The organism is Agrobacterium sp. 22-223-1 (genome assembly GCF_053522385.1).
The window spans coordinates 2,295,657-2,319,946 of the sequence record NZ_JBNWCN010000001.1; the positions used below are offsets into that span (position 1 = coordinate 2,295,657).

Below are 24,290 nucleotides of genomic sequence, written 5' to 3' on the forward strand. Positions count from 1 at the left end.
CCAACCGGGTCATGGTCGGCCTTCTAGCCTATTTTGCCTGATATGTAAGGGGGAAACGTTGATTTCCTACATGGCGATGGGCTGAACGCCGATCAACCATTCGTGCAGTTTCAGGATGAAAGCACCCCACAGAACGACGCCGCCAACAACGGCCACCAGATCATAGCGGCTTGAAACGAAGTCGCGGACCACTTTTTCACCCGCGCGTTCCCGGCGCTTGAGCGAAATCCGCATCACCACGCCCCAGGCGAGAAACGATGCGAAGAGGAGGATCGAAGACGTCTCGCCATTGGCCAGAAGATGGGCGAGCGCCCAGATCTTGACGGAAAGGACCATCGGATGCTTGGTCTTCGTCGCAATGTGGCCAGCCGGGATGAGGCTGGCGATAAGACAGATCATCGCGGGCAGCATCAGGGTCACGGCGATGTGGCTCATCCAGACCGGCGGATACCACAACATGCCTGTCTCCTGCCGCGCTTCGCCGAAGGCATAGATGACAAGGCCGAGCGTGACGAGGCTGACAACGGAATAGACGCCCTTGAAAGGGCCTTCGCCCATCGTCGCGATCATACGGGCGCGAAATTGCGGCGCGACCACCTTCAAAAGATGCGTCAGCAGGAACAAGGCAAGACAGAGTGCGAGAAAAAGCATGGAACACGGTCCCCCGATGGAACGAAGCGGCCCTATCACCGCAAGTGAGAACAGGAATTAGGCCGAAAGTCATGAAAACGCCAGACTATTCAAAGCTTCGCCTTATTCCACCCGCAAAAGGCCACGGTGTTTCATATGACGGATAACTGATGTTTCGCCCATTTACCGCTTTTTCCCTGTCGTTTCTCGCCGCCCTTCCCGCATTTGCCGAAGAGGCGCAGAAGCCGAAGCAACTCGTCATCGTGTCCTTCGACGGTGCGGGCGACAATACGCTGTGGGAAAGAAGCCGGGCGACGGCGAAGGAGGTCGGCGCGCATTTCACCTATTTCCTCGCCTGCACGCTGGTGATGGACAGGAAGACCAGCGCCAAGACCTATCAGGGTCCCGGCCAGAAGGCCGGCCGTTCCAATGTCGGTTTCGGCCAGTCGCCGGAAGAGGTGGAGACAAGGCTTAGAAACATCTGGGCCGCCTATCGCGAAGGTCACGAGATCGGCAACCACACCTGCGGCCATTTCGATGGCGGCCAGTGGACCGCGGAACAATGGGACGGCGAATTCACCACATTCACCAGCACGCTGGAAAACGCCTGGCAGATGATCGGCAAGAAGGGAGAGGAGCCCGAAGGCTGGCGCGAGATGGTCAAGAACATCAACGGTTTCCGTGCGCCCTATCTCTCACAGGGGCCGGCGCTGACCGCCGCACAGAAAAAACACGGCTTCGTTTATGACGCCACCAGCATCACCAAGGGGCCGGAATGGCCGGTGGAGCGCGAAGGCATCGAACATTTCGGCCTGCCCCTCGTTCCCGAAGGACCGGGCAACCGCCCGATCATCGCCATGGACTACAATCTCTTCATCCGCCACTCCATCGGCATCGAGACGCCGGATCGTTCGAAGGAATTCGAGGAACGCGCCTATGCCGCCTTCCGCAATGCATTCGACAGGCAATATAATGGCGAGCGCATTCCGCTGCAGATGGGCTTTCACTTCGTGAAGATGAATGGCGGCGCCTATTGGAATGCCTATGAGCGGCTGCTGCGCGAGGTCTGCCACAAGACCGATGTCGCCTGTGTGAGCTATGCCGAAGCCATGCCGATGATCGAGGCGCGCAAGAAGCAGAAGACCGAAGGTTAAACTCGACCGCGGATCATCCTCGGGCTTCTTCCTTGGACCGAAGCAACAGGTGCAAAAGGCGGCCGAGGGGCCGCCTTTTCTTACTCAGGGCTTGTTGGCCGCCAGTTCACCGGCTTCCGCTTCCCGCTTCAGATAACGCTCATCGATATCCGGCAGGGGCTTGTCGTCAATCGCAGCCTCAAAGGCCACAAGACGCTTGTGGATTGAAAGCAGCTCGATGATCGTCGTCCAGGAATTGACGAGATACTGGAACGAATTACTGACCTGACCGAAGGCCGTGGCGATCTGCTGGTAGATACCATAGGTGATCTTGCCCGCCACAATGGTGGGAACGAGCATCAGGAGCAGGAACACCGCATCGGCCTGAATGTAGAAATACCGGGCGACATTGAAATAGAGATAGTGCCAGTACATGCGGAAATAATTCTTCCGCACATTGGAGTAGAGTTCCTTGACTGTCGGCGGCTGAGCGCGGTCGGCGTGGTCCTCGCCATAGACGAGCTCCTTGCGGTAAGCCGCTTCCACACGCTGGTTGCGGAAGTTCAGGCCGGGCAGTTTGATGCCGACTGTCGCCAGAAGGACCGTACCGAAGATGGACCAGACGATCGCCAGCCAGAACAGCGCATGCGGCACTTCGCCGAGGATCGGCAATTCAGAAACATAGGACGACAGCGCAAACAGGATCGGCAGGAACACAACGAGCGTCATCACCGAATTGATCAGCGTGATGCCCAACCCTTCGAGCGTCGAGGAGAACCGCATCGTATCTTCCTGAACGCGCTGGGAAGCACCTTCGATGTGACGCAGCTTTTCCCATTTCGACATGTAGAAGTCGTTCATCGCGGTTCGCCAGCGGAAGATATAATGGCTGGTGAAGAAATCCGTCAGGATCGAAACGGCCATGCTGAGAAAGGCGATCTTGGCAAAGACGATCTGGAGGCTGTAAAAATCCCAGACCTCGATACCCGGCTGTTTCGAAAGGGCATTTTGCAGAAGATCGCCGAAAGGCCGCCGGAAATTGTTGATCACGACGGAAATCTGAACACCGAAATAGGTCACCGCGATAATCAGCAACGATCCCCAGATGGACCAGTATTTCCAGGGATGATCCTTGGCGATAACGGTCCACACGCCGCCGAACGCCGCCAGGCACAAGGCGAGATAGCCATAAAAGAACAGGTTAGCCGGCACCAGGAAGTAGCTGAGATCGTAGGGTTCCTGTTCAGGCATTACATAGCCCCAAGACCGACCTAACCCTTCAACGATGAAGTACCATCCAAGAATGGCGAAAAAAGCCCAGATAATGGCCGACGTGAAGAAGATTTTCGGTTTGGGAAAGAAGGAATGAAACACGTTTCGAACTCACGCGCGTTTGAAATCAGCCATTATTGGCGAAGCACTAGATGGCCCGAACCTAGGGCAGAAATTTGTGCACAGCAATGAAGAAGCGCTGACCTTAACAAGATGTAAGGCGTGCGCGGCGGACAATCCCCAAGGGAAACACCAGATTAAAGGCAGGAAAAGACGGCCCGCGGCCTAGCTCCGCCGCTCCGTGGCGAGCACCGGCAGCATCAGGAGAATGCTGACGACGAGCACGGCGGAAGCGAGAATGCTGGGCGCGGTAAAACTTCCCGTCACCTCAGCAATCCAGCCAGCGGCAAGCGGCCCGACAATCTGGCCCGTGCCAAAAGCGGCCGTCATCAGCGCAAAGGCGCGGCGCGGGCTCGGCCCGGCAAATTCCCGGCCGAGCTGCAGGCCATAGGCGGTGATGACCATGAAGGTCAGCCCGAGAAGCAGGCCGCCGGCGAGAACACCCGGCACGGGCGGCAGCATCACCGAAGCGAAGACGCCGACGGCTTCCAGCGCCAGCACGATCACGAAAGCACGTTTCAGCCCCTGCGATTTCAGCACCGGTTTCCAGAGGAAAAGCGAAATGGCGGCGGCGCAACCGGTGATGAACCAGGCGAGAAACTCAACGAAAGCACCGGCGGCGGCCATGCGCGCTATCGCCACGATGAAAGTGGCGGTGATGACGTAACCGAAGCCGAAAAGCCCGTAGGCGAGCGTCGTCAGAACCAGCGGCCGTGTCCAGCGAAGCGGCGGCTCCGCCACCGCGGATGCATGCCGCGGCGGGCCAGCGGGAAGCACGCGAAAGACGAGAAGAAATGTGACGAAGGAAAAGACCGCGCCCGCAATCCATTCCTCTCTCCACGAGGAACCACCGCCGTCAAAAACGACGCCGATCAGATAGACCGCAAGCGAAGAAATCGCGATACCCGCGCCGACGCCGCCATAATGCAGCGCCTGGATCGTGTCCCTGCCCGCCTTCATGGCGTGGCCAATAACGATCTGCGAGGTGAAGATCATGGTCATTGCACTGGCGACACCGGCAAGAAACCGGATGACGGTGAAGGCCGCGACGGAACTGAAAGCGGCCATGGCAAGAAGCAGCGCAGCGGTGGAAAAGAGGCCGCAAAGGGCCACCAGCCGCTCCCGCCCCGACCCCCATGAATAGGCGGCCAGAACCGCACCCGTCAGATAACCGGCGAAGTTGCCAGCAGCCACGATCCCCGCATCCCCCGCCGAAAGCGGAACATCCGCCATCATGCCGGGCAGGATGGGCGTGAAGGAAAAACGGCCGAAACCCATGGCGGAGGCCATCATCAGCGCCCCGGAAAATCCGAGTGCGGTCAGATGTTTGGCGGAAAGTGGCTTGTCGATGGTCATGCATGGCTTATCGCAACGGGGCAGATAAGGGACAAGCGAGTTATTTTGATCGGCGTCATAAGCGGTCGTTATCGGTGCGAGACCTCAGGTGAAGGATACGGCGCCGCGCCCTCCAACCCTCACTCCCGTGCTTGTCACAGGAATCCAGCCGACGCGCGTCGGCGCGACGAGAGGGCTCTTTTCAGCCCAAGGACTTGGGCTGGCTGGATCCCTGTGACAAGCACAGGGATGAGGAGATGGAAACCCGACAGCCCACACCCTCACTCGGCCAGCGTCAGCACCAGCGGCCCGTTCTTGGTCGCCACGACCGTATGTTCATACTGCACCGTCGGCGCGCTCGGATCGCTATAGAGCGTCCATGGATCGTCATCGCCATCCTCGGCCCAATAAGCTCCCGTCGACAGGAAGGGCTCGACGGTGAACACCATGCCTTCCTGCATGATGCGGCGCTCGTCCTTGTCCGGCCAGGTCGCCAGCTCCTTCGGCTCCTCATGCAGCGAGCGGCCGATGCCGTGGCTCGCCAGATTGGTGATCAGCGTATAGCGGTTCTTTTTCGCGAAAGCGCCGATGGCATTGCCGATATCGGCAAACGGCCTGCCGGTCTTCACCTGCTGAAGACCCGTCCACATGGCGCGTTTGCCATCGCGGCAGAGGCGCTCGATTTCCTTCTTCACCGGCGGCACGGCAAAAGACGAACCGGTATCGCCGAAGAAACCGTTCTTCACGGCCGAGACATCGATATTGACGAGGTCACCCGCCTTGATGATACGCGGTCCCGGAATGCCGTGGGCCACTTCCTCGTTGACGCTGATGCAGGTTGCCCCGGGGAACTTGTAGCAGAACTCCGGCGCCGATTGCGCGCCATTATCCTCCAGCACCTTGCGGCCGATAGCATCCAGCTCGGCCGTGGTGATGCCGGGTTCCAGCGCGTCCGCCATGGTCTGCATGGCCACGGCGCAAAGGCGACCGATATCCTTCAGCAGAACCAGTTCTTCTTCGGTGGAAATGACCATGTCTCTGTCCGTCGTTCTGTCTGGCGGGTCTGAAAGCGCCCGCCTTGTAATAATCAGGCCGTGGCTTTCACCGGATCGGCGCTCCCCGTCAATTCTTTTCTGACGATCGGGGCGACTTTCGTACCATAAAGCTCGATGCCGCGCATGATCTGGTCGTGCGGCATCAGGCCGATGGCCATCTGTAGCAGGAAGCGATCATTCCTGAACACGCCATGCGCCTTGATGATCTTTTCCGCCACCAGCTCCGGTTCGCCGAGGAAGAGATTGCCCTCCGGTCCGCGCGCCGCATCGAAATGGGCACGGTTCGTCGGCCCCCAGCCGCGTTCGCGACCGATGCGGTTCATCACCTCCGCCTGCGGGCCGTAAAACTGGTCGGCCGCCTTGTCGGTGGTGTCGGCAATGAAACCATGCACGTTGATGCTGGTGCGCAGCTTGGTCTTTTCCTGACCCGCCCTGCGCGCAGCCTCATGGTAAAGATCAAACAGCGGCGCAAAGCGACGATATTCACCGCCGATGATGGCAAGCGCCACCGGCAGGCCCATCGCGCCAGCCCGCGCCACCGATTGCGGCGTGCCGCCGACGGCGATCCACACCGGCAGACGCTCCTGCAACGGACGCGGATAAACCCCACGCCCATTGATGGCCGGGTGCTTGGTGCCGGACCAGGTGATGATTTCCTGTTCGCGCAGCGCCAAGAGCAGATCGAGCTTTTCAGCGAAGAGCACGTCGTAATCTTCGAGATCGTAACCGAACAGCGGATAGGATTCGATGAAGGAACCACGCCCGGCCATAATCTCGGCCCGGCCGTTCGACAGGAGATCGACGGTTGAGAATTGTTGGAACACCCGCACCGGATCATCCGAACTCAGCACCGAAACGGCGCTCGTCAGGCGAATGTTCTTCGTCTTCACGGCGGCTGCCGCCAGCACAGTTGAGGGCGAGGACACGACATAATCCGGACGGTGATGTTCCCCGAGGCCAAAAACATCGAGCCCGACCTGATCGGCAAGCTCGATTTCCTCCAGCAGATGTTTGAGACGGCGCGCGCCTTCCGGCCCGCGACCATCGGCGGGGTTGGGATTGACATCCGCGAATGTGTAAAGACCGAGTTCCATAAACAATACCTCTGTTTGCTTGCCTCAGAGATAGGGGCCGACGCCCCCGCAGGCAAATGCAAAATCTGGCGCAAAATCTGGATGCTTAGCTTCGAAAAAATGGATGGGCGTGGCCGGATTCACCCCTCTGTCACCCTCACCCGAAATCGCGATTGCCAGCCCGCCCCCTTTGGGCATACGCTGCTTAAACATGTGCGAAGTAATGCAAAAAGGGGAAAGCATGCATCGGACAGTTATCGTGACAGGCTCTACAAGCGGTATCGGTCTTGCCATCGCGCAGAGATTTGCGCGGGAGGGCGCCAATATCGTACTGAACGGCTTCGGCGACGAAGACGAGATCGAAAAACTGCGGCTGTTGCTGGAAGCCGAAAGCGGCGGGCGTGTGCTTTACCACCCCGCGGATATGACGAAACCGGACGAGATCGCCGACCTCATCCAGTCCTCGCACGAAAAACTCGGCTCGGTGGATGTGCTCGTCAACAATGCCGGCATCCAGCATATCGCGCCCATCGAGGAGTTTCCGACGGAAAAATGGGACTGGATCATCGCCATCAATCTGACCAGTTCCTTCCATACCATGCGCGCCGCGATACCGCTGATGAAGAAGGCCGGCAAGGGCCGCATCATCAACATTTCCTCGGCCCACGGTCTCGTCGCCTCACCGTTCAAATCGGCCTATGTGGCGGCCAAACACGGTATCATGGGCCTGACGAAGACGGCAGCGCTTGAGCTTGCCCAGACCGGGGTTACCGTCAACGCCATCTGTCCCGGTTATGTACTCACGCCGCTCGTCGAAAAGCAGATACCTGAGATGGCCAAGGTGCGCGGCATCAGCGAAGAAGCGGTGAAGAACGACGTGATGCTGGAGCTGCAGGCGACCAAGCAGTTCGTCACCGTCGATGACGTCGCCGCCGCCGCCATATTTCTGGCCAGCGACGCCGCAAGCAATATCACCGGCACCCACATTTCCGTGGATGGCGGCTGGACGGCGCAATAATTGCCAGATTTTCTTTCCGTTATGGAGACAATGAATTGCCAAAACGGAAATCGATATGCGCGCAAGAGCGTGCATAGATACGTCAAGATAATCACAAGAAACCGGCTCGGCAGCCGGTCAAAACAGCAGGGCATTGCATGAAGGACGCGATCAGCTTCATCCTCAACAACGAAACGGTTTCGTTGAAGGATTTCGGACCGACGGACACGCTTCTCGATTACCTCCGCCTCAGCAAGCGGTTGACCGGGACCAAGGAAGGCTGCGCGGAAGGCGACTGCGGCGCCTGCACGGTGCTGGTCGGGCGGCTGCTTGATGGTTCTCTGCGTTATGAAAGCGTCAACGCCTGCATCCGCTTTCTGGGCTCGCTGCACGGCACCCATATCGTGACCGTTGAGCATCTGGCCGCCCGCGACGGCACGCTTCACCCCGTGCAGCAGGCGATGGTGGATTTCCACGGCTCGCAATGCGGTTTCTGCACGCCGGGCTTCATCATGTCGCTTTACGGCCTTTGGCTTTCCAGTGAAAACCCCGGCCGCGCCGACATTGAAAAGGCGCTGCAAGGCAATCTCTGTCGATGCACGGGGTATGAGCCGATCGTGCGCGCCGCCGAAAAAATCGCCGCTGCCCGCCCGAGCGCCCTCTTCGACCCGCTGCAACGCGACCGCACCGATATCATGGCAAGGCTCTGGGCGATCCGTGCCAATGAGACGATCACCGTTACCCACGGCGAGGACCGCACCATCATTCCGGCGACACTGGCCGAACTGACCGAGATTTACGCTGCTGAACCGAAAGCGACCATCGTTGCTGGCTCCACCGATGTCGGCCTGTGGGTGACGAAGCAGATGCGGGCGCTGAACCCGGTGATCTTCATTAACAATCTCGGGGATTTGCAAACCATCACTGCGGATGAGGACGGCATAACACTCGGCGCCGGCGTCACCTACAGTCAGGCCTTCAAGACCATTGCGGAACACTTCCCGCCGCTTGCCCGGCTGTTCGACCGCCTCGGCGGCGAGCAGGTGCGCAATATGGGCACCATCGGCGGCAATATCGCCAACGGTTCCCCCATCGGCGATACGCCGCCGGCGCTGATCGCGCTCGGGGCGACGCTGACCTTGCGATCCTCCTCCGGCAACCGCAGCCTGCCGCTGGAAAGCTATTTCATCGATTACGGCAAACAGGACCGGCTGAGCGGCGAATTCGTCGAAAAGCTCTTCATTCCGTTCCGGAAGCCGGAAAGCCTCTATGCCGTCTACAAGATTTCCAAGCGCCGCGACGAGGATATTTCCGCGCTCTGCGGCGCCTTCAACCTGACGCTCGATGCCGACGGCGCGGTCGAAGACATCTGCATCGCCTTCGGCGGCATGGCCGGCACGCCGAAACGCGCCGCGCATCTGGAGGCAGCCCTACTCGGCAAGCCCTGGCGCCAAGAAACGATCGATGCGGCGCGCGATGTGCTGGACGAGGATTTCACCCCGCTGACCGACTGGCGCGCGACTGCCGAATATAGGCAGCTGACGGCTAAAAACCTGCTGACGCGGTTTTTCCTCGAGACTTCGGGGCAAAAGCAGGAACTTATGCGTTTTGCACTGGAGGAGGCTTGAACCATGGACACCACAAGCTTCGACAAGACCAAGACCGAAATCGACGGCCCGATGCACGCTTCGCTCAGGCATGATTCCGCCCATAAGCATGTGACCGGCAGCGCCGAATATATCGACGATATTCCCGAACCCGCCGGACTGATCCACGGCGCTCTCGGCCTTGCTGACCGGGCACATGCCGAAATCGTCTCGATGGACCTCTCGGAAGTGGAAAAAACACCCGGCGTGCTCTGGGTCATGGTTGGCAAGGACGTACCCGGCGAAAACGACATTTCTTCCGGCGGCCGTCACGACGAACCGCTGCTTGCCGAAACCAAGGTGGAATTCCACGGCCAGCCGATCTTCGCGGTTTTTGCCGAAACCCGCGATATCGCCAGAAAGGCGGCCCGCAAGGCGAAGATCACCTATAAAGACCTGCCGCATTTCACCGATATCGACACGGCGATTGAAAATGGCGGCGCGCTGGTCATCGATCCGATGACGCTTAAGCGCGGCGATGCCAAGATCGAAATGGATGTCGCACCGCGCCGCCTCACCGGCACCATGCGGATCGGCGGACAGGAGCATTTTTATCTCGAAAGCCACATCGCCATGGCTGTGCCGGGCGAGGATGACGAGGTAACGCTGTGGAGCTCCACCCAGCATCCGAGCGAAATCCAGCATATCGTCAGCCATATGCTTCAGGTGCCGTCCAATGCCGTCACGGTGCAGGTGCGCCGCATGGGCGGCGGTTTCGGCGGCAAGGAAACGCAGGGCAACCAGTTCGCCGCCCTCTGCGCCATCGCCGCCAAGAAGCTGAACCGGGCCGTGAAAATCCGCCCGGACCGCGACGAGGACATGACGGCCACCGGCAAACGCCACGATTTCCGCGTCGATTACGAACTGGGTTTCGATGAGGAAGGCCGCATCCACGCCGTCGACGCCACCTATGCCGCCCGCTGCGGCTTTTCCTCCGATCTCTCCGGTCCGGTCACGGATCGCGCCCTGTTCCATGCGGATTCCAGCTATTTCTACCCGCATGTGCATCTCACCTCGCGGCCGCTGAAAACCCACACGGTCTCCAACACCGCCTTTCGCGGTTTCGGTGGCCCGCAGGGCATGCTGGGCGCGGAACGTTTCATCGAGGAAATCGCCTATGCGGTGGGCAAGGACCCGCTCGATATCCGCAAGCTGAATTTCTACGGCGAGACCGGCTCGGGCCGCACCACGACGCCCTATCATCAGGAGGTCGAGGACAACATCATCGCCCGCATCGTCGAGGAGCTGGAAACCTCCAGCGACTACCGCGCGCGACGTGAGGCGATCATCGAGTTCAACAAAACGAGCCCGATCATCCGCAAGGGCATCGCGCTCACGCCCGTCAAATTCGGCATCTCCTTCACCATGACCGCCTTCAATCAGGCGGGTGCACTGGTGCATATCTATAATGACGGCTCCATCCACCTGAACCATGGCGGTACCGAAATGGGCCAGGGCCTTTACACCAAGGTGGCGCAGGTGGTGGCCGATGCCTTCCAGGTGGATATCGGCCGGGTGAAAATCACCGCAACGACCACCGGCAAGGTGCCGAACACCTCGGCCACCGCCGCCTCCTCCGGTACGGACCTGAACGGCATGGCCGCCTATGACGCCGCCCGCCAGATCCGCGAAAGGCTCGTCAAATTCGCCGCCGAGAACTGGAACGTCCCCGAAGAAGAAGTCGTCTTCCTGCCGAACCGGGTGCGCATCGGCCTTGAGGAAATCGCCTTCAATGATTTCATCAAAAAGGCCTATTTCGCCCGCGTGCAGCTTTCCGCCGCCGGTTTTTACAAGACGCCGAAAATCCACTGGGATCGCGCCGCCGGCCGGGGCACGCCGTTTTATTATTTCGCCTATGGCGCGGCCTGCTCGGAAGTATCGATCGATACGCTGACCGGCGAATACCTGATGGAACGCACCGATATCCTCCATGATGTCGGCAAATCGCTGAACCCGGCCATCGATATCGGCCAGATCGAGGGCGCCTTCGTGCAGGGCATGGGCTGGCTGACCACCGAGGAATTGTGGTGGGACGGCAAGGGGCGGCTGCGCACCCACGCGCCTTCCACCTACAAAATCCCGCTCGCCTCCGACCGGCCGAAGAGTTTCAACGTCAGGCTGGCGGAATGGGCGGAAAATGCCGAACCCACCATCGGCCGCTCCAAGGCCGTGGGCGAACCGCCCTTCATGCTGGCGATCTCGGTTCTCGAAGCCCTCTCCATGGCGGTCGCCTCCGTCGCCGATTACAAGGTCTGCCCGCGCCTCGATGCACCGGCAACGCCCGAGCGGGTTCTGATGGCGGTGGAACGGCTGAAGAAGGTGTGAGGGGGAGTATCCATGCGGCCAAGCCCCCTCATCCGGCCCTTCGGGCCACCTTCTCCCCGGCGGGGAGAAGAAATCTGCCGCGCCGTCACGGCAATTCAAAAGTGTTGCGGTCGTAGTGCGGAGCTTGCGGGAACTTTCTTCTCCCCGCCGGGGAGAAGGTGGCCCGAAGGGCCGGATGAGGGGGCCAGCACCAATGCCTGACACCTCCCTGCCCTCTTTCCTCACCCGCTCCCCCGCCACGATCCTCGTAGAAATCGAGGCCGTGAAAGGGTCCTCCCCGCGCGAGGCCGGAACCTTCATGCTGGTCTCGCAAGACGGCCTGTGGGAAACCATTGGCGGCGGGCAATTCGAATATATGGCCATAGACCACGCCCGGGCGATGCTGCGGAGCGGTTCTACCGAAGACCGCATGGATATTCCGCTTGGCCCGGAAATCGGCCAGTGCTGCGGCGGCCGCACCCTGCTGCGGTTCCGGCTGATAACGGCGGAAATCGCGGCAGCGCTGGAAGCGAGAGTGAAGGGCGAGGCCGAGCAACAGCCCTCCGTCTTCATTTTCGGGGCGGGCCATGTCGGCAAGGCACTGGCCGAGGTGCTGTCGCTGCTGCCCCTGACGCTGACAGTGGTGGAAACGCGGGAAAACGAGCTGCACGATCTTCCAGTGAACGTCGCATCCGTACTCACCCCCATGCCGGAAGCGCTCGTCGCGAAAATTCCGGCAAACGGGGCAGCGATCATCGTCACCCACGATCACGCGCTCGATTTCCTCATCGCAAAGGAAGCGCTTGCCCGCGACGATCTCGCCTATGTCGGCATGATCGGCTCGAAGACCAAACGCGCCACCTTCGCCCATTGGCTGGAGCGGGAGGGAGAGCCCATGTCCCGCCTTGCAAAGCTCATCCTGCCCATCGGCGGCAACAGCGTCAGGGACAAGCGGCCTGCGATCATAGCGGCCCTTGTGGCAGCCGAGTTGTTGCAAGCATTTTCCGCTGCCGAAATCCGTCGCAGCGAAAATCGACACGACCATCCTCAAGGCCAAGATCACGCCTGAGCCCGTCCGGCAGGCTTTCATCCGCCAGATTGTCCGGTGCAAGGCTTTCAAGGGTAAACCGTTCCGCTGTCCGCAGACCCGCACGCAGGCGGGACCACGCGCGCAAGAGTGCTGTGCGCATGTTCGTCTCCATTCAAAAATGTCAGAAGCTCAGTTGATGAATTGAGCTAAAAATGCTCTGTTTTTCGGAGAAAAACCAATGAAACCTTCGGCAATTGGCATAAAGAGAACTTATCCATGAAAATGTCCCGCCAGTTTCCCCTGAACGCCCTGCGGGTGTTCGAAGCTGCCGCAAGGCATCTGAGCTTCACCAAGGCCGGCGAAGAGCTGGGCATGACGCAGACGGCGGTCAGCTATCAGGTGAAGCTGCTGGAGGAGAATATCGGCGAGCCGCTCTTCATCAGAAAGGCGCGGCAGGTCTCGCTGACCGAGGCCGGGCAGAAACTTGCGCCGAAAGTCGCGGAAGCCTTCAACAATCTGCGGGAGGCCGTCGACAATGTGCGTGACACGTCCGACGCGACCCTGACAATCCATTCCACCGCTACCTTCGCCTCGCGCTGGCTTTCGCGGCATCTGGGTGCTTTCCAGCTTGAACATCCCTCGATTGCCGTGCGGCTCGACACATCAAGCGCTTTGATCGATTTTTCCCAGTCGGACTGCGATGTCGCCATTCGCTGGAGCAAAGATAATGGCAAAGGGCTGATCTACCATCAATTGCTGCGCGGCGTTTATACGCCGATGCTGCATCCGGGCCTTGCCGAAAGCATCGGCGGATTGCACAAACCGGAAGACCTGCTGCGCCTGCGCATCATCGATCCCGGCGATATCTGGTGGAGCCAATGGTTTCGGGAAGTGGGTGTTGAAAATCCCGGCCTCGACCGTTATCCCCGCAGCCGCCTCAATGTGCAGGCCTTCGAAGCCGCCGCAGCAATCGCCAGCCAGGGGGTGGCCATGCTCACCCCTGAACTCTATGCCGATGAGATTGCGCTCGGCCGCCTTTATCAACCCTTCGAGCACCTTAGCAGCGAAGGCAAGAACTATTGGCTGGTCTACCCCGAAAACCGCAGGAACATTCGCAAGATCAGGCTGTTCCGCGACTGGATATTGAAGCGGATCGAGGAAAGCCGGCCGCAGCAACTGCCTCAAAACCCCATGTCCGGCGCATAAAAACAGCGCGGCGTGTCCTCATCCGGAAACAGGCAGAGATGATATTCGCCGTCCTCGGATCGTCTTGCCTCGCGCTGCGACCAGTTGAAGACATGGCGTCGGGTGACCATGCGGTGATCGCCGGGTGCGAGCGAGACCTCGTAACCGTCAGGCGTGACACGAACACTGCGCGTGGGAATCATCTGGCAGTCGCCGGTTTCGGCGTCGCCATTGCAGCAATAGCTTTCATATTTGAACCCCTTATGGGATTCATGGGCAAGCGCGGTGGCGCTGAACGCCAAAAGCAGGAAGAGGACCGTCAGAACAAGGCGCATCGGCATGGTCTCCGTTGAAACAACGGCGGCTGCCGGAAGATCATTGCGTCCCTTTATTCAAATTTCACATCAACACCCACCCGGACACAACGGCGCCGGGAACTGCGATACCTGCCCCCTGATCTGCCCCCACCCAGGGTTCGCAGCGCCCGCTTTCGGAAGAACCGCCAGCGAAACATGTCATGGAAGCCCTGCGCATCGGCGTAAAACCGGAATGGATTTCCGGCAAGGCGCCCCGCAGGACTCCGCAGCCTTATATTTTAGCACATCGGCAGACTGCACAAAGGATAATAGCTGAGTCGCGTTAGCCAGCTAAGCACAAACTATGCGACAGGAATGAGCGGCTGCAACTTTACCGGGCCAACCCACCTGCACGGGCGAACTCAATTGAGATTGCGGACACAACGGCGTCAGATTGTGAACAATCGCGCCCCGACCTCTGCTTTTCCCTTTCCTAACGGTCAAATTTCTCGCAAGGTGCGCTGCACAAGGATCAGGGGAACCGCATGTACGAATATGCCATTGCGTGGGAATGGATGGCCTTTGCCGTCCGCTGGCTCCACGTCATCACCGCCATCGCCTGGATCGGCTCATCCTTTTATTTCATCGCGCTCGATCTCGGGCTGGTCAAACGGCCGCATCTGCCGCCGGGAGCCTATGGCGAGGAATGGCAGGTGCATGGCGGCGGCTTTTACCACATCCAGAAATATCTGGTTGCGCCTGCCCAGATGCCCGAGCACCTGACATGGTTCAAATGGGAAAGTTACGTCACCTGGCTTTCCGGTTTCGCCATGCTCTGCATCGTTTATTATGGCGGCGCCGATCTCTTCCTCATCGACCATTCCGTGCTGGCGCTCACCCAGTTTCAGGCCATCTGTCTGTCGCTCGCTTCGCTTGCCATCGGCTGGCTGTTTTACGATTTCCTCTGCAAATCGCCGCTCGGCAACAATACCTGGGGCCTGATGATCGTGCTCTATGTCGCGCTGGTGGCGATGGCATGGGGTTATACGCAGGTCTTCACCGGCCGTGCCGCCTTCCTGCATCTCGGTGCCTTCACCGCCACCATCATGTCGGCGAATGTGTTCTTCATCATCATCCCCAACCAGAAGATCGTCGTCGCCGACCTGATCGCCGGGCGCACGCCGGACCCGAAATATGGCCGCATCGCCAAGCAGCGCTCGCTGCACAACAACTACCTGACGCTGCCCGTCATCTTCTTCATGCTGTCGAACCATTATCCGCTGGCCTTTGCCACGCAGTTTAACTGGATCATCGCGGCACTCGTCTTCCTGATGGGCGTCACCATCCGCCACTGGTTCAACACCACCCATGCCCGCAAGGGAAAACCCACATGGACCTGGCTGCTGACCGCCCTCATCTTCATCGTCATCATGTGGCTTTCCACCGTGCCGAAGGTGCTGACCGGCGAGGAGGAGCAGAAGGCCGCCACCCTCTCCCCCATGCAGCAGCAATTCGTCAGCGACGCCCATTTCGCCAAGGCGCGCGATGTGGTTCAGGGCCGCTGTTCCATGTGCCATGCGGCCGAACCTGTGTGGGAAGGTGTGCCCTTCACGCCGAAATCGGTAAAGCTCGAAACCGACGAACAGATCGCCGCCCATGCCCGCGAAATCTATTTGCAAGCCGGCCGCAGCCATGCCATGCCTCCCGGCAACATCACCGCCATCACCCCGGATGAGCGCAAGCTGCTGACCGCCTGGTATGAAAGCGCGGTTTCCGGGGCAGGAAAAGCCGAAGGAAAGACCGAATGAGCATGGTTCTGCTGCGTGGCCGCCTGCTGAGCTTCCGCCGCGCGCCGCTCGCAATCGACGATACGCAAAGCTACCTTTATATCGAAGACGGAGGCCTGCTGATCGAAGACGGCAAGATCGCCGCCATTGGCGAATACGCCGATATCCGCAAGCAAGCCCCCGAAGACGTCGAGGAAAAGGATCACCGGCCGCATCTCATCGTGCCGGGCCTGATAGACATGCACCTGCATTTCCCGCAGATGCAGGTCATTGGCTCCTACGCCGCCAATCTGCTGGAATGGCTGAACACCTATACTTTCCCGGAAGAATGCCGTTTCGTCGAAACCGCCCATGCCCAGCGCATCGCCACGCATTTCTACGACGAGCTTCTGCGCCACGGCACCACCACGGCCGCCGCCTATTGCTCCGTGCACAAGACCTCCGCCGACGCCTTTTTTACTGAGGCCATGAAGCGCAACATGCTGATGGTGGGCGGCAAGGTGATGATGGACCGCAACGCCCCGCAGGGCCTGCTGGACACGCCGGAAACCTCCTATGACGAGACGCGCCAGGTCATCGCCGACTGGCACGGCAAGGGCCGCAACCACGTCGCCATCACGCCGCGCTTCGCCATCACCTCCACCCCGAAGCAGATGGAAGCCGCACAGGCGCTGGCGCAGGAATTTCCCGATCTCTTCATCCAGACGCATCTCTCGGAAAATCTCGACGAGATCAAATATACCTGCGAACTCTACCCGGAAGCGACCGACTATACCGATATCTATGTGCGTTACGGACTGATGGGCAACAAAACCCTGCTCGGCCACGCCATCCACCTCTCCGAGCGCGAGGCGGACGTGCTGTCGGAAACCGGCGCGGTGGCCGTGCATTGCCCCACCTCGAACCTCTTCATCGGCTCCGGCCTCTTCCCGATGAAAAAGCTGCAGCGGCGCGAAAAGCCGGTGCGCATCGCGGTTGCGACCGATATCGGCGGCGGATCGAGCTACTCCATGCTGCGCACCATGGACGAGGCCTACAAGATCCAGCAATTGCTGGGCGAGCGCCTCAACCCGCTGGAAAGCTGGTATCTGATGACCCGCGGCAATGCTGAGGCCCTTTCCATGGTCGACCGCATCGGCACGCTGGAGGCCGGCACGGACGCGGACATCACCGTGCTCAACGCCTCCTCCACCCCCGCCATGGCGCTGAAGATGGAAGTGGTGAACAGCCTGACGGAAGAACTCTTCCTGATGCTGACCATGGGCGACGACCGCACGGTGGTGGAAACCTATGTGGCCGGCAGGGCGATGAAGAGCACGCTTGCATAGTTCGGCTGCGGCCGAAACATAAAGCTACGGCCTCATTTATATCGGTCACATATTGGAGTGAGCGGGTGCCGCGTCTTTCTTCTCCCCGAGGGGGAGAAGTCCGCGGCAGCGGGATGAGGGGGCAAGGGTAGAGATATGCGGCAACGTTGCCCCCTCATCCGACCCTTCGGGCCACCTTCTCCCCGGCGGGGAGAAGAAACCGTGCCGCACCCGCTCGCTTCTAGTGACAAGCTGACGCCATCCCGGCCGAAATGCAAATGACCTCTGGAGTGCACCGTGCCGGATCTGGACACAACCACCATGCTGATGGTCTTCGCGACCTTCACCGTCGCGGGCATCGTCAAGGGCGTGACCGGCATGGGGCTGCCCACCGTCGCCATGGGCGTGCTCGGCCTGTTCATGCCTCCCGTCCTTGCCGCCGGCCTGCTGATCCTGCCCTCCTTCGTTACCAATATCTGGCAATTGCTTGCCGGGCCGGATTTCAGGGCCATCGTCGCGCGGCTGTGGCCGATGATGATCGCCATCGCCGCCGGCACTCTCATCGGCATCCGGCTGATGACGGCAGGCACCGGCGTCTGGACCACCTCGGCTCTCGGATTATGCCTTGCTGCTTATGCGGCCTACAGCCTCTTCGCCAAACCCCTCTCCGTTCCGGCGCGGCTGGAATCCAGCCTCTCACCGGCCATAGGGCTGACAACCGGCCTGCTGACCGGCGGCACCGGAATTTTCGTCGTGCCCGCCGTGCCCTATATCCAGTCGCTCGGTTTCAACCGCGACGATCTCGTGCAAGCGCTCGGCCTTTCCTTCACCGTTTCGACCGTTGCGCTTGCCGCCGGCCTTGCCTCGCAAGGTGCCTTCCGCGTCGAGCATCTATCGCTTTCCGCACTCGCCGTGCTGCCCGCGCTTCTCGGCATGTGGCTCGGCCAGAAGATCCGTAACATCGTCAGCCCGGCAACATTCCGGCGCTGGTTTCTCATCTGCCTGCTTTTATTGGGTGCCGAGCTGTTTTTGCGGGCTTTCTGGTGATCACCCCCGTCGATTTTAATGTCGCAGCCGTCCCATTCATGTTATGTGAAGCCATCATTCAAATGTGAAGGCTTTATCCATGGGCAAAATCCTGACCATAGCGGACCTGAAGCAACAGGCTCAGCGCCGCGTGCCAAAAATGTTTTTCGACTATGCCGATAGCGGCGCATGGACGGAAAGCACCTACCGCGCCAATGAGGATGATTTTTCCAAGATAAAGCTGCGTCAGCGCGTGCTGGTGGATATGACCGATCGGTCGCTTGCCACCGAAATGGTCGGCGAGAAGGTTTCGATGCCGGTAGCCCTCTCCCCCACCGGACTGACCGGCATGCAACACGCCGATGGCGAAATGCTTGCCGCCAAAGCAGCCGAAGAATTCGGCGTGCCTTTCACGCTTTCCACCATGAGCATCTGCTCGATCGAAGATGTCGCTTCCGTCACCTCGAAACCCTTCTGGTTCCAGCTTTACGTGATGAAGGACCGGGACTTCGTCAACAATCTCATCGACCGGGCGAAGGCCGCCGGCTGCTCGGCGCTGGTGCTGACGCTCGACCTGCAAATTCTCGGCCAGCGCCACAAGGATTTGCGCAACGGCCTCTCCGCACCGCCGAAATTCACCCCGAAACATATCTGGCAGATGGCGACCCGGCCGAAATGGTGCATGGACATGGCCAGCACCAAGCGCCGCAGCTTCGGCAATATCGTCGGCCACGCCAAAAATGTCTCCGACCTCTCCTCACTCTCCTCCTGGACGGCGGAGCAGTTCGATCCGCGCCTGTCGTGGAAGGATGTCGAATGGATCAAGGAACGCTGGGGCGGCAAGCTTATCCTCAAGGGCATCCTTGACGAGGAAGATGCACGCGCCTCGCTCGATACCGGCGCCGACGCCATCATCGTCTCCAACCATGGCGGCCGCCAGCTCGACGGCGCGCACTCCTCGATCGCCATGCTGCCGAAGATCGTCGATGCCGTCGGCGACAGGGTCGAGGTGCATATGGATGGCGGCATCCGCTCCGGTCAGGACGTGCTGAAAGCCGTGGCGCTCGGCGCCAAAGGCACCTATATCGGCCGCCCCTTCCTCTATGGCCTCGGTGCCGATGGCAAACAGGGCGTGACGACGGCGCTGGAGATCATCCGCAAGGAGATGGATGTCAGCATGGCGCTTTGCGGCAAGCGGCTGATTACGGATGTGGACCGCAGCGTTCTGGCTTCATGGTGACGCTGTAGCAGGTGAGGTGATGCCTCAGAGCCGGCGTCTCAGAAAGTCCCGTACGCTGCCTCCCTCATCCCTGTGCTTGTCACAGGGATCCAGCCAGCCCAAGTCCTTGGGCTGCAAGAACTCCTTCCGTCGCGCAGGCGCGCGCCGGCTGGATTCCTGTGACAGGCACAGGAATGAGGTGGAGAGGCCCTATCAATGCCCCACCGTCTTCGAAAATACATTCACGATCACCACCCCCGTCACGATAAACCCGAGGCCGACAACGGCGGCGATATCCAGCGCCTGGCGGAACACGAAATAACCGATGCCGGAAATCAGCACGATGCCGAGCCCGCTCCAGATCGCATAGGCCACGCCGACCGGCAGCGCCCGCAGCGTGAACGACAGCAGATAAAAGGCCGCACCGTAAAACAGCGCCATCAGCACCGTCGGCAACAGCCGGGTGAACTGCTGCGACTGCTGCAGGAACGAAGTGGCGATGACCTCGCAGACAATGGCCGCGACGAGCGCCCCGTAGGTGAAGATAGCCGCGTTCATTGTTCCATTTCCTTTTTCGTCTGCGCGATCATCCGGGCTCTGAGAGCCGCCCTGTCGCCACCTGCCCTGCCGTCATCGGCCAGAAGATCGGCAAACCAGATGCCGTCAGCCGCAAGCCTTACGAGTTCCAATACCACCCCCTCATCCGTTTCCTTATGACGGATGAGACGTCCTTCGAACCAGCTGGTCCACATGCGCCTGAGCGACGGTTCACCGACCATCGACACCGATAACGCCGCCCATTGCCTGCCCGATTCCCGGTCGCGATCGGCGAAAACCGCGTTCACATAGGCCCTCGTGAAGCATCCGTAAGCTTCACAATCCTGTGAGATGAACACGTCGATTTCCGCGTCCAGCGCCGAAAGAAGGTCCGCCATCACCGCCTCCAGCAAAGCCTGCTTGGAGGCGAAATGATGAAACAACCCGCCCTTCGTCACCCCGGCGGCATCCGCCACCGCCTGCACGGAAAGTGCTGCAACACCCTGCTCGGCAGCGAGTTTCGCCGCGCAATCGAGAAGACTGCGGCGAACGATCTCAGGCTGCTTTTTCCGTTCATGTGCATTTTTCATGTTTCGGAACATACCGGACGGTTGGTTTCTTTGCAAGGAAATTGTGAGGGCTGCCGCCAGCTTGAAATTCATACTTAATTAAGCATGAAAGCGATCTCTAAAGTTTTAGCGGTTTTGTTGCCGGAAAGTGTCAGTAAAACTTCGCTCATCGCGGCGGCCGAACAAAAGGGGTGAATTATGTCGGGAACGATCAAACGGGGAATGGCGGGCGCATGGGTCTTCGCACTCGCCTTCTTTTGCGCGATCCTCTCATTGCAGGCGTCGCCTGCACAGGCCGGCTACGCCCACTTCATCATGGACGCCAATACCGGCAAGGTTCTGGCCGCGCGCAATGCCGATGTGCTGAACCACCCGGCCTCGCTCACCAAGATGATGACGCTTTACATGACCTTCGAGGCGCTGCATTCCGGCCGGCTTCGCTGGGACCAGAAGATAAAGATGTCCAAGAACGGTGCAGCCGTTATCCCCTCGAAGCTTTATGTGCGCCAGGGGCAGACCTTCACCGTGCGCGAGGCGGTCTACGGCATGATCGTCAAATCCGCCAACGACATGGCGGAAGGCATGGGCGATCATCTCGGCGGCTCCGAGGCAAGGTTCGCCGAGATGATGACCCGCAAGGCCCGCCAGCTCGGCATGACGAAAACGGTGTTCCGCAACGCTTCCGGCCTGCCCAGCAAATCGCAGGTGACGACGGCGCGCGACATGGCGAAACTCGGCCTGGCGCTGCAGCGCGACTTTCCCAAGGAATACGGCCTCTTCGCCATGGAATCCTTCAGCTTCCGGGGAAAACGCGTCCGCGGTCATAACAATCTGATGTATCGCTATCAGGGCATGGACGGCATCAAGACCGGTTATACCAATGCTTCCGGTTTCAACCTCGTCAGCGCCGTCAATCACAATGGTCGCCGCGTCGTCGGCGTCGTGCTGGGCGGCAAGACCGCGCGCAGCCGCGATGCGCAGATGGCCGCCCTTCTCGACAAGGCCGTGCCGCAGGCATCGAGAAGCCGCAACACCGAACAGCTCGTCGCCAGCGCCAATGTCAGCCGCACCTTTGCTGTGACGCCCGCAGCCGCGCCCGCCGCCTCAGTACCCCCCGCCTCTGTACCATTGCCGATGTTCGCCGAACGCCGCCAGGATCCGGTCGCCATGCAGATCGCCACGGCGAATAACCAGATGGCCGACATGATGCAGGTTTCGGCCATCCCGCGGCCGGCCCCCGCTGCCGTCTCCGCCGGCCAGAGAAGCCGCTGGGAAGTGCAGATCGCCGCCACCGACAGCGAAGCCGCCGCCCGCTCGCTGCTCGCCAATGCCCGGTCCAACATCGCCGGAAATTATGCCGGGATCGCTCCCTATACCGAAGCCGTGCAAAGCGGATCGGCAACCCTCTACCGCGCCCGTTTCACCGGCTTCGAAGACCAGTCTTCGGCGGTTTCCGCCTGCAAGGAACTGAAGGCGCAATCTTATTCCTGCGTGGTGATGACCAGCGAGGGGTGAGGATCAATAGTGGAAACGGCACTGGTGAATGATCAGAACCGTCTTTTCCGCTTCGCCGCGCAACTCGTAGACAAGCCGATGCTCCTGCGAAATCCTGCGTGACCATAGGCCCTTCAACTGAAAACGCAGTGGCTCAGGTTTTCCGATCCCTTCAAATGGATGCCGTCGACAATCCTTGATGAGTTCATTGATGCGTTCGAGCATCTTGCGATCATATTGCTGCCAGTGAAGATAGTCTTCCCAGCCCTGATGGCTCCAGCCGAGAGCAATCGCGCCCTTTTGCTGCAAGAGAGTTTCTCCTGATGGAAGCTCGCACTCATGCGCGATGGGTTTGAAAAATCAGTCGATAAGATCATGGCTTTCGAAAGTACCGGCGTCCACATCGGACATCGACTTTCTAAGTCTGGCGAAATTCTCCGGCGACGAGCAGAGATGCAAGGTTTCCATCAAGCCTTCATACTCGTCCTTATCGATAAGAACGGCGGACGGCTTGTCGCGGCGCACGATTTCCACAGTCACCCGGTCCTGCGACACTTCATCCAGAAGCGATGCAAGGGATTCGCGTGCTTTTGAAAACATAACGGTACGCATGGATGAACCCCAATGAAAGTTGTACAACAAATAGTACAACTCCCTAGGCAATTCAAGCCCGTTTGCCAAGCCAACCGCCCGCCAGCGCATCGGAGAGACGAGGCATGCCGTTGACCTTCGCCATCTCGGCCATTGCCATATTGTCGTAACGGATGTTGCGGAAATAGACCTGCCAGCCGCGCCCGGCCTCTTCCAGCACGGCATAGGTGGCAAGCGGATGGCCGGCCTCGACGTGATGGTCGAAAGGCGTGTCGTCCTTCCAGCCGGGGCAGCCGACGCTGCCGGGATTGACGATCAGCCGGCCGTCGGAAAGCTGCACGGTGCGGGGAATATGGGTATGGCCACACAGCATCAGCGGCTGGGTGATGCCCTCCGCCATGGCTTCGATTTCGGCCAGCGGCCGCAATTTCAGAACGCCTTCCGGCGACAGCGTTTCCAGCCAATATTCCAGATCGTCACGCGGCGAGCCATGGCAGCAATAGGCGACATCCTTGAACACCATGCTGAATGGCAGGGTTTGCAGCCAGTCCAGATGGGCGGCGCTCAGCTGCGCATGTGCCGGCCTTTCCCAGCTTCCCATCTCCTCCGGGGCACGGTCGATCAGTTCCCGGTCATGATTGCCGCGAATGCTGGGAATCCAGTTGCTAACAAGTACGTCGCCGGTAAACCCCGCTTCCAGCGGGCCGCTGAAACAATCGCCGAGATTGACGATGTCCTTGATGCCAAGCCTCGCGATATCCTCCAGCACGGCTTCGAGCGCGGCGCAGTTTCCGTGAATATCGGCAATGGCGGCAAAGATCATGGCAATCAGCTTCCTCGATAGGTGGAGTAACTATAGGGCGAAAGCAGAAGCGGCACATGGTAATGGCCGCTCTCATCGGCAATGCCGAAACGGATCGGGATAATATCGAGAAAGGCCGGCTCCGGCAGCGCCACACCCTTGCCGCGCAGATAATCGCCGGCATGGAAAACCAGCTCGTATTGACCCACCTTGAAACTCTCTCCGGCGAGCAGAGGCCCGCCATCCACACGGCCGTCGCTATTGGTCTGCACCGTCTTCAGCTTCTCGCGGCGATCGCCGGAGAGCCGGTAGAGCTCGATCGTCAGCCCTTCTGCGGGCGTGCCCTGAGCGGCATCGAGGACATGGGTGGTCAAACCGGTCATGGCTTGGGCTCCGCGATCATATAGGGCTCATCGAAAAAATACTCTTCCAGATTGTTACCCGGTCCATCGCGGTCGGCAACCAGAAAATCCGAAACCGCCTGCAACGGCATCAGCGGATAATGCCAGACATTGCGGCGGTAATTCACGCCCTGATCGCCCCGCGCCAGAAATACCCGCGGCCGGCCGGGCCGGCCGCCATCATCATCGGCGACGACCACGAGGAAGGGTCGGCCGGAAAGCGGCGAAAAACTCTGGCTGCCGAGCGGATGCCGCTCCATCATCTCGATTTCATGCGGAAAGGCGCGCGGCTGCCCGCGGAAAATATTGAGGATGACACGCGCCCCCTCACCCGCCGCTTCCGGTGCTGCGAGCGCATGGTGCCGCTCGGTCTGGCCGCCATTGATATGCCGCATGGAAGAGGGTGTCGTTTCGATCACATCGCCGAAGGATGCGAACGCCTCTTTGGTGAGAGGTTTTATGTCGAGAAAATCAGTCAAAT

24 protein-coding genes are annotated in these 24,290 nt (G+C 59.9%); 11 read left to right on the top strand and 13 right to left on the bottom strand.

Annotation, left to right across the window (positions count from 1 at the left end; all coding sequences use genetic code 11):
- Nucleotides 1-66: 66 nt before the first annotated feature.
- On the bottom strand, nt 67-651 hold the full coding sequence (locus ACQZ60_RS11360; RefSeq protein WP_060727455.1) for an NnrU family protein: 585 nt from the start codon (nt 649-651) through the stop codon (nt 67-69).
- Between the two features lie 149 nt (nt 652-800).
- On the opposite strand from ACQZ60_RS11360, the gene ACQZ60_RS11365 reads away from it, so the two are divergent.
- On the top strand, nt 801-1,784 hold the full coding sequence (locus ACQZ60_RS11365; RefSeq protein WP_113083077.1) for a polysaccharide deacetylase family protein: 984 nt from the start codon (nt 801-803) through the stop codon (nt 1,782-1,784).
- Nucleotides 1,785-1,868: 84 nt separating this feature from the next.
- On the opposite strand, the gene sbmA is transcribed toward ACQZ60_RS11365, so the two are convergent.
- The 4 genes from sbmA to ACQZ60_RS11385 form a co-directional block, all read right to left on the bottom strand.
- Nucleotides 1,869-3,137 (bottom strand): peptide antibiotic transporter SbmA, encoded by a 1,269-nt coding sequence (gene sbmA, locus ACQZ60_RS11370; protein WP_111792589.1) that lies wholly within the window; start codon nt 3,135-3,137, stop codon nt 1,869-1,871.
- 183 nt (nt 3,138-3,320) lie between these two features.
- A complete protein-coding gene (locus ACQZ60_RS11375; RefSeq protein ID WP_448735253.1) occupies nt 3,321-4,511 on the bottom strand; it encodes an MFS transporter in 1,191 nt (396 codons plus the stop codon).
- A 260-nt stretch (nt 4,512-4,771) separates the two neighbouring features.
- Nucleotides 4,772-5,524: a type I methionyl aminopeptidase gene (gene map / locus ACQZ60_RS11380; RefSeq protein ID WP_003510360.1), complete on the bottom strand. Its 753-nt coding sequence runs from the start codon at nt 5,522-5,524 to the stop codon at nt 4,772-4,774.
- A gap of 53 nt (nt 5,525-5,577) precedes the next feature.
- Nucleotides 5,578-6,639, bottom strand: a complete 1,062-nt coding sequence (locus ACQZ60_RS11385; RefSeq protein WP_003510358.1) for an LLM class flavin-dependent oxidoreductase — start codon at nt 6,637-6,639, stop codon at nt 5,578-5,580.
- Nucleotides 6,640-6,859: 220 nt separating this feature from the next.
- Here ACQZ60_RS11385 and ACQZ60_RS11390 point away from each other — a divergent pair, with 220 nt between their 5' ends.
- The 5 genes from ACQZ60_RS11390 to ACQZ60_RS11410 all read left to right on the top strand — a co-directional run bounded on the left by ACQZ60_RS11390 (nt 6,860) and on the right by ACQZ60_RS11410 (nt 13,801).
- Nucleotides 6,860-7,636 carry a 3-hydroxybutyrate dehydrogenase gene (locus ACQZ60_RS11390; RefSeq protein WP_003510356.1) on the top strand — a complete coding sequence of 259 codons (777 nt, stop codon included), beginning with the start codon at nt 6,860-6,862 and terminating at the stop codon, nt 7,634-7,636.
- A gap of 137 nt (nt 7,637-7,773) precedes the next feature.
- On the top strand, nt 7,774-9,243 hold the full coding sequence (gene xdhA / locus ACQZ60_RS11395) for a xanthine dehydrogenase small subunit (protein ID WP_448735254.1): 1,470 nt from the start codon (nt 7,774-7,776) through the stop codon (nt 9,241-9,243).
- A 3-nt stretch (nt 9,244-9,246) separates the two neighbouring features.
- Nucleotides 9,247-11,586: a xanthine dehydrogenase molybdopterin binding subunit gene (xdhB, locus tag ACQZ60_RS11400; protein ID WP_448735255.1), complete on the top strand. Its 2,340-nt coding sequence runs from the start codon at nt 9,247-9,249 to the stop codon at nt 11,584-11,586.
- 193 nt (nt 11,587-11,779) lie between these two features.
- Nucleotides 11,780-12,634 carry a xanthine dehydrogenase accessory protein XdhC gene (xdhC, locus tag ACQZ60_RS11405; protein ID WP_448735256.1) on the top strand — a complete coding sequence of 285 codons (855 nt, stop codon included), beginning with the start codon at nt 11,780-11,782 and terminating at the stop codon, nt 12,632-12,634.
- 237 nt (nt 12,635-12,871) lie between these two features.
- A complete protein-coding gene (locus tag ACQZ60_RS11410) occupies nt 12,872-13,801 on the top strand; it encodes a LysR substrate-binding domain-containing protein (protein ID WP_020810938.1) in 930 nt (309 codons plus the stop codon).
- Here the strand turns inward: ACQZ60_RS11410 and ACQZ60_RS11415 are convergent.
- Nucleotides 13,777-14,115 (bottom strand): hypothetical protein, encoded by a 339-nt coding sequence (locus ACQZ60_RS11415; protein WP_162936601.1) that lies wholly within the window; start codon nt 14,113-14,115, stop codon nt 13,777-13,779. The genes ACQZ60_RS11410 and ACQZ60_RS11415 overlap by 25 nt on opposite strands.
- Nucleotides 14,116-14,621: 506 nt before the next feature.
- Here ACQZ60_RS11415 and puuD point away from each other — a divergent pair.
- From puuD to ACQZ60_RS11435, 4 genes are all read left to right on the top strand, one after another.
- Nucleotides 14,622-15,884 carry a urate hydroxylase PuuD gene (puuD, locus tag ACQZ60_RS11420; RefSeq protein WP_035260082.1) on the top strand — a complete coding sequence of 421 codons (1,263 nt, stop codon included), beginning with the start codon at nt 14,622-14,624 and terminating at the stop codon, nt 15,882-15,884.
- On the top strand, nt 15,881-17,191 hold the full coding sequence (gene guaD, locus ACQZ60_RS11425; RefSeq protein ID WP_035260080.1) for a guanine deaminase: 1,311 nt from the start codon (nt 15,881-15,883) through the stop codon (nt 17,189-17,191). The genes puuD and guaD overlap by 4 nt, the downstream gene beginning before the upstream one ends.
- A gap of 306 nt (nt 17,192-17,497) precedes the next feature.
- Nucleotides 17,498-18,217 (top strand): sulfite exporter TauE/SafE family protein, encoded by a 720-nt coding sequence (locus tag ACQZ60_RS11430; RefSeq protein ID WP_080707242.1) that lies wholly within the window; start codon nt 17,498-17,500, stop codon nt 18,215-18,217.
- 79 nt (nt 18,218-18,296) lie between these two features.
- Complete coding sequence (locus ACQZ60_RS11435) at nt 18,297-19,436, top strand: alpha-hydroxy acid oxidase (protein WP_035260933.1); 1,140 nt, start codon at nt 18,297-18,299, stop codon at nt 19,434-19,436.
- A 192-nt stretch (nt 19,437-19,628) separates the two neighbouring features.
- On the opposite strand, the gene ACQZ60_RS11440 is transcribed toward ACQZ60_RS11435, so the two are convergent.
- Both ACQZ60_RS11440 and ACQZ60_RS11445 read right to left on the bottom strand, forming a co-directional pair.
- Nucleotides 19,629-19,973: a DMT family transporter gene (locus ACQZ60_RS11440; protein ID WP_003524247.1), complete on the bottom strand. Its 345-nt coding sequence runs from the start codon at nt 19,971-19,973 to the stop codon at nt 19,629-19,631.
- The gene (locus ACQZ60_RS11445; RefSeq protein WP_035260931.1) at nt 19,970-20,554 is read right to left on the bottom strand and encodes a TetR/AcrR family transcriptional regulator; all 585 of its coding nucleotides are present in this window, start codon (nt 20,552-20,554) and stop codon (nt 19,970-19,972) included. The genes ACQZ60_RS11440 and ACQZ60_RS11445 overlap by 4 nt, the downstream gene beginning before the upstream one ends.
- Before the next feature lie 189 nt (nt 20,555-20,743).
- Here ACQZ60_RS11445 and ACQZ60_RS11450 point away from each other — a divergent pair, with 189 nt between their 5' ends.
- Nucleotides 20,744-22,036 (top strand): D-alanyl-D-alanine carboxypeptidase, encoded by a 1,293-nt coding sequence (locus ACQZ60_RS11450; RefSeq protein WP_035260929.1) that lies wholly within the window; start codon nt 20,744-20,746, stop codon nt 22,034-22,036.
- A gap of 3 nt (nt 22,037-22,039) precedes the next feature.
- Here the strand turns inward: ACQZ60_RS11450 and ACQZ60_RS11455 are convergent, their stop codons facing one another.
- From ACQZ60_RS11455 to ACQZ60_RS11475, 5 genes are read right to left on the bottom strand one after another with little or no spacing between them, the layout of a single operon-like run.
- A complete protein-coding gene (locus ACQZ60_RS11455; protein ID WP_206696310.1) occupies nt 22,040-22,324 on the bottom strand; it encodes a Txe/YoeB family addiction module toxin in 285 nt (94 codons plus the stop codon).
- Between the two features lie 51 nt (nt 22,325-22,375).
- Nucleotides 22,376-22,627 (bottom strand): type II toxin-antitoxin system Phd/YefM family antitoxin, encoded by a 252-nt coding sequence (locus ACQZ60_RS11460; RefSeq protein WP_035260938.1) that lies wholly within the window; start codon nt 22,625-22,627, stop codon nt 22,376-22,378.
- Between the two features lie 52 nt (nt 22,628-22,679).
- A complete protein-coding gene (locus ACQZ60_RS11465; RefSeq protein ID WP_035260927.1) occupies nt 22,680-23,429 on the bottom strand; it encodes a metallophosphoesterase family protein in 750 nt (249 codons plus the stop codon).
- A 5-nt stretch (nt 23,430-23,434) separates the two neighbouring features.
- On the bottom strand, nt 23,435-23,791 hold the full coding sequence (gene uraH, locus ACQZ60_RS11470) for a hydroxyisourate hydrolase (protein ID WP_035260925.1): 357 nt from the start codon (nt 23,789-23,791) through the stop codon (nt 23,435-23,437).
- The gene (locus tag ACQZ60_RS11475) at nt 23,788-24,288 is read right to left on the bottom strand and encodes an ureidoglycolate lyase (RefSeq protein ID WP_035260923.1); all 501 of its coding nucleotides are present in this window, start codon (nt 24,286-24,288) and stop codon (nt 23,788-23,790) included. Before ACQZ60_RS11475 ends, uraH begins: the two co-directional genes overlap by 4 nt.
- Between the last annotated feature and the right edge of the window lie 2 nt (nt 24,289-24,290).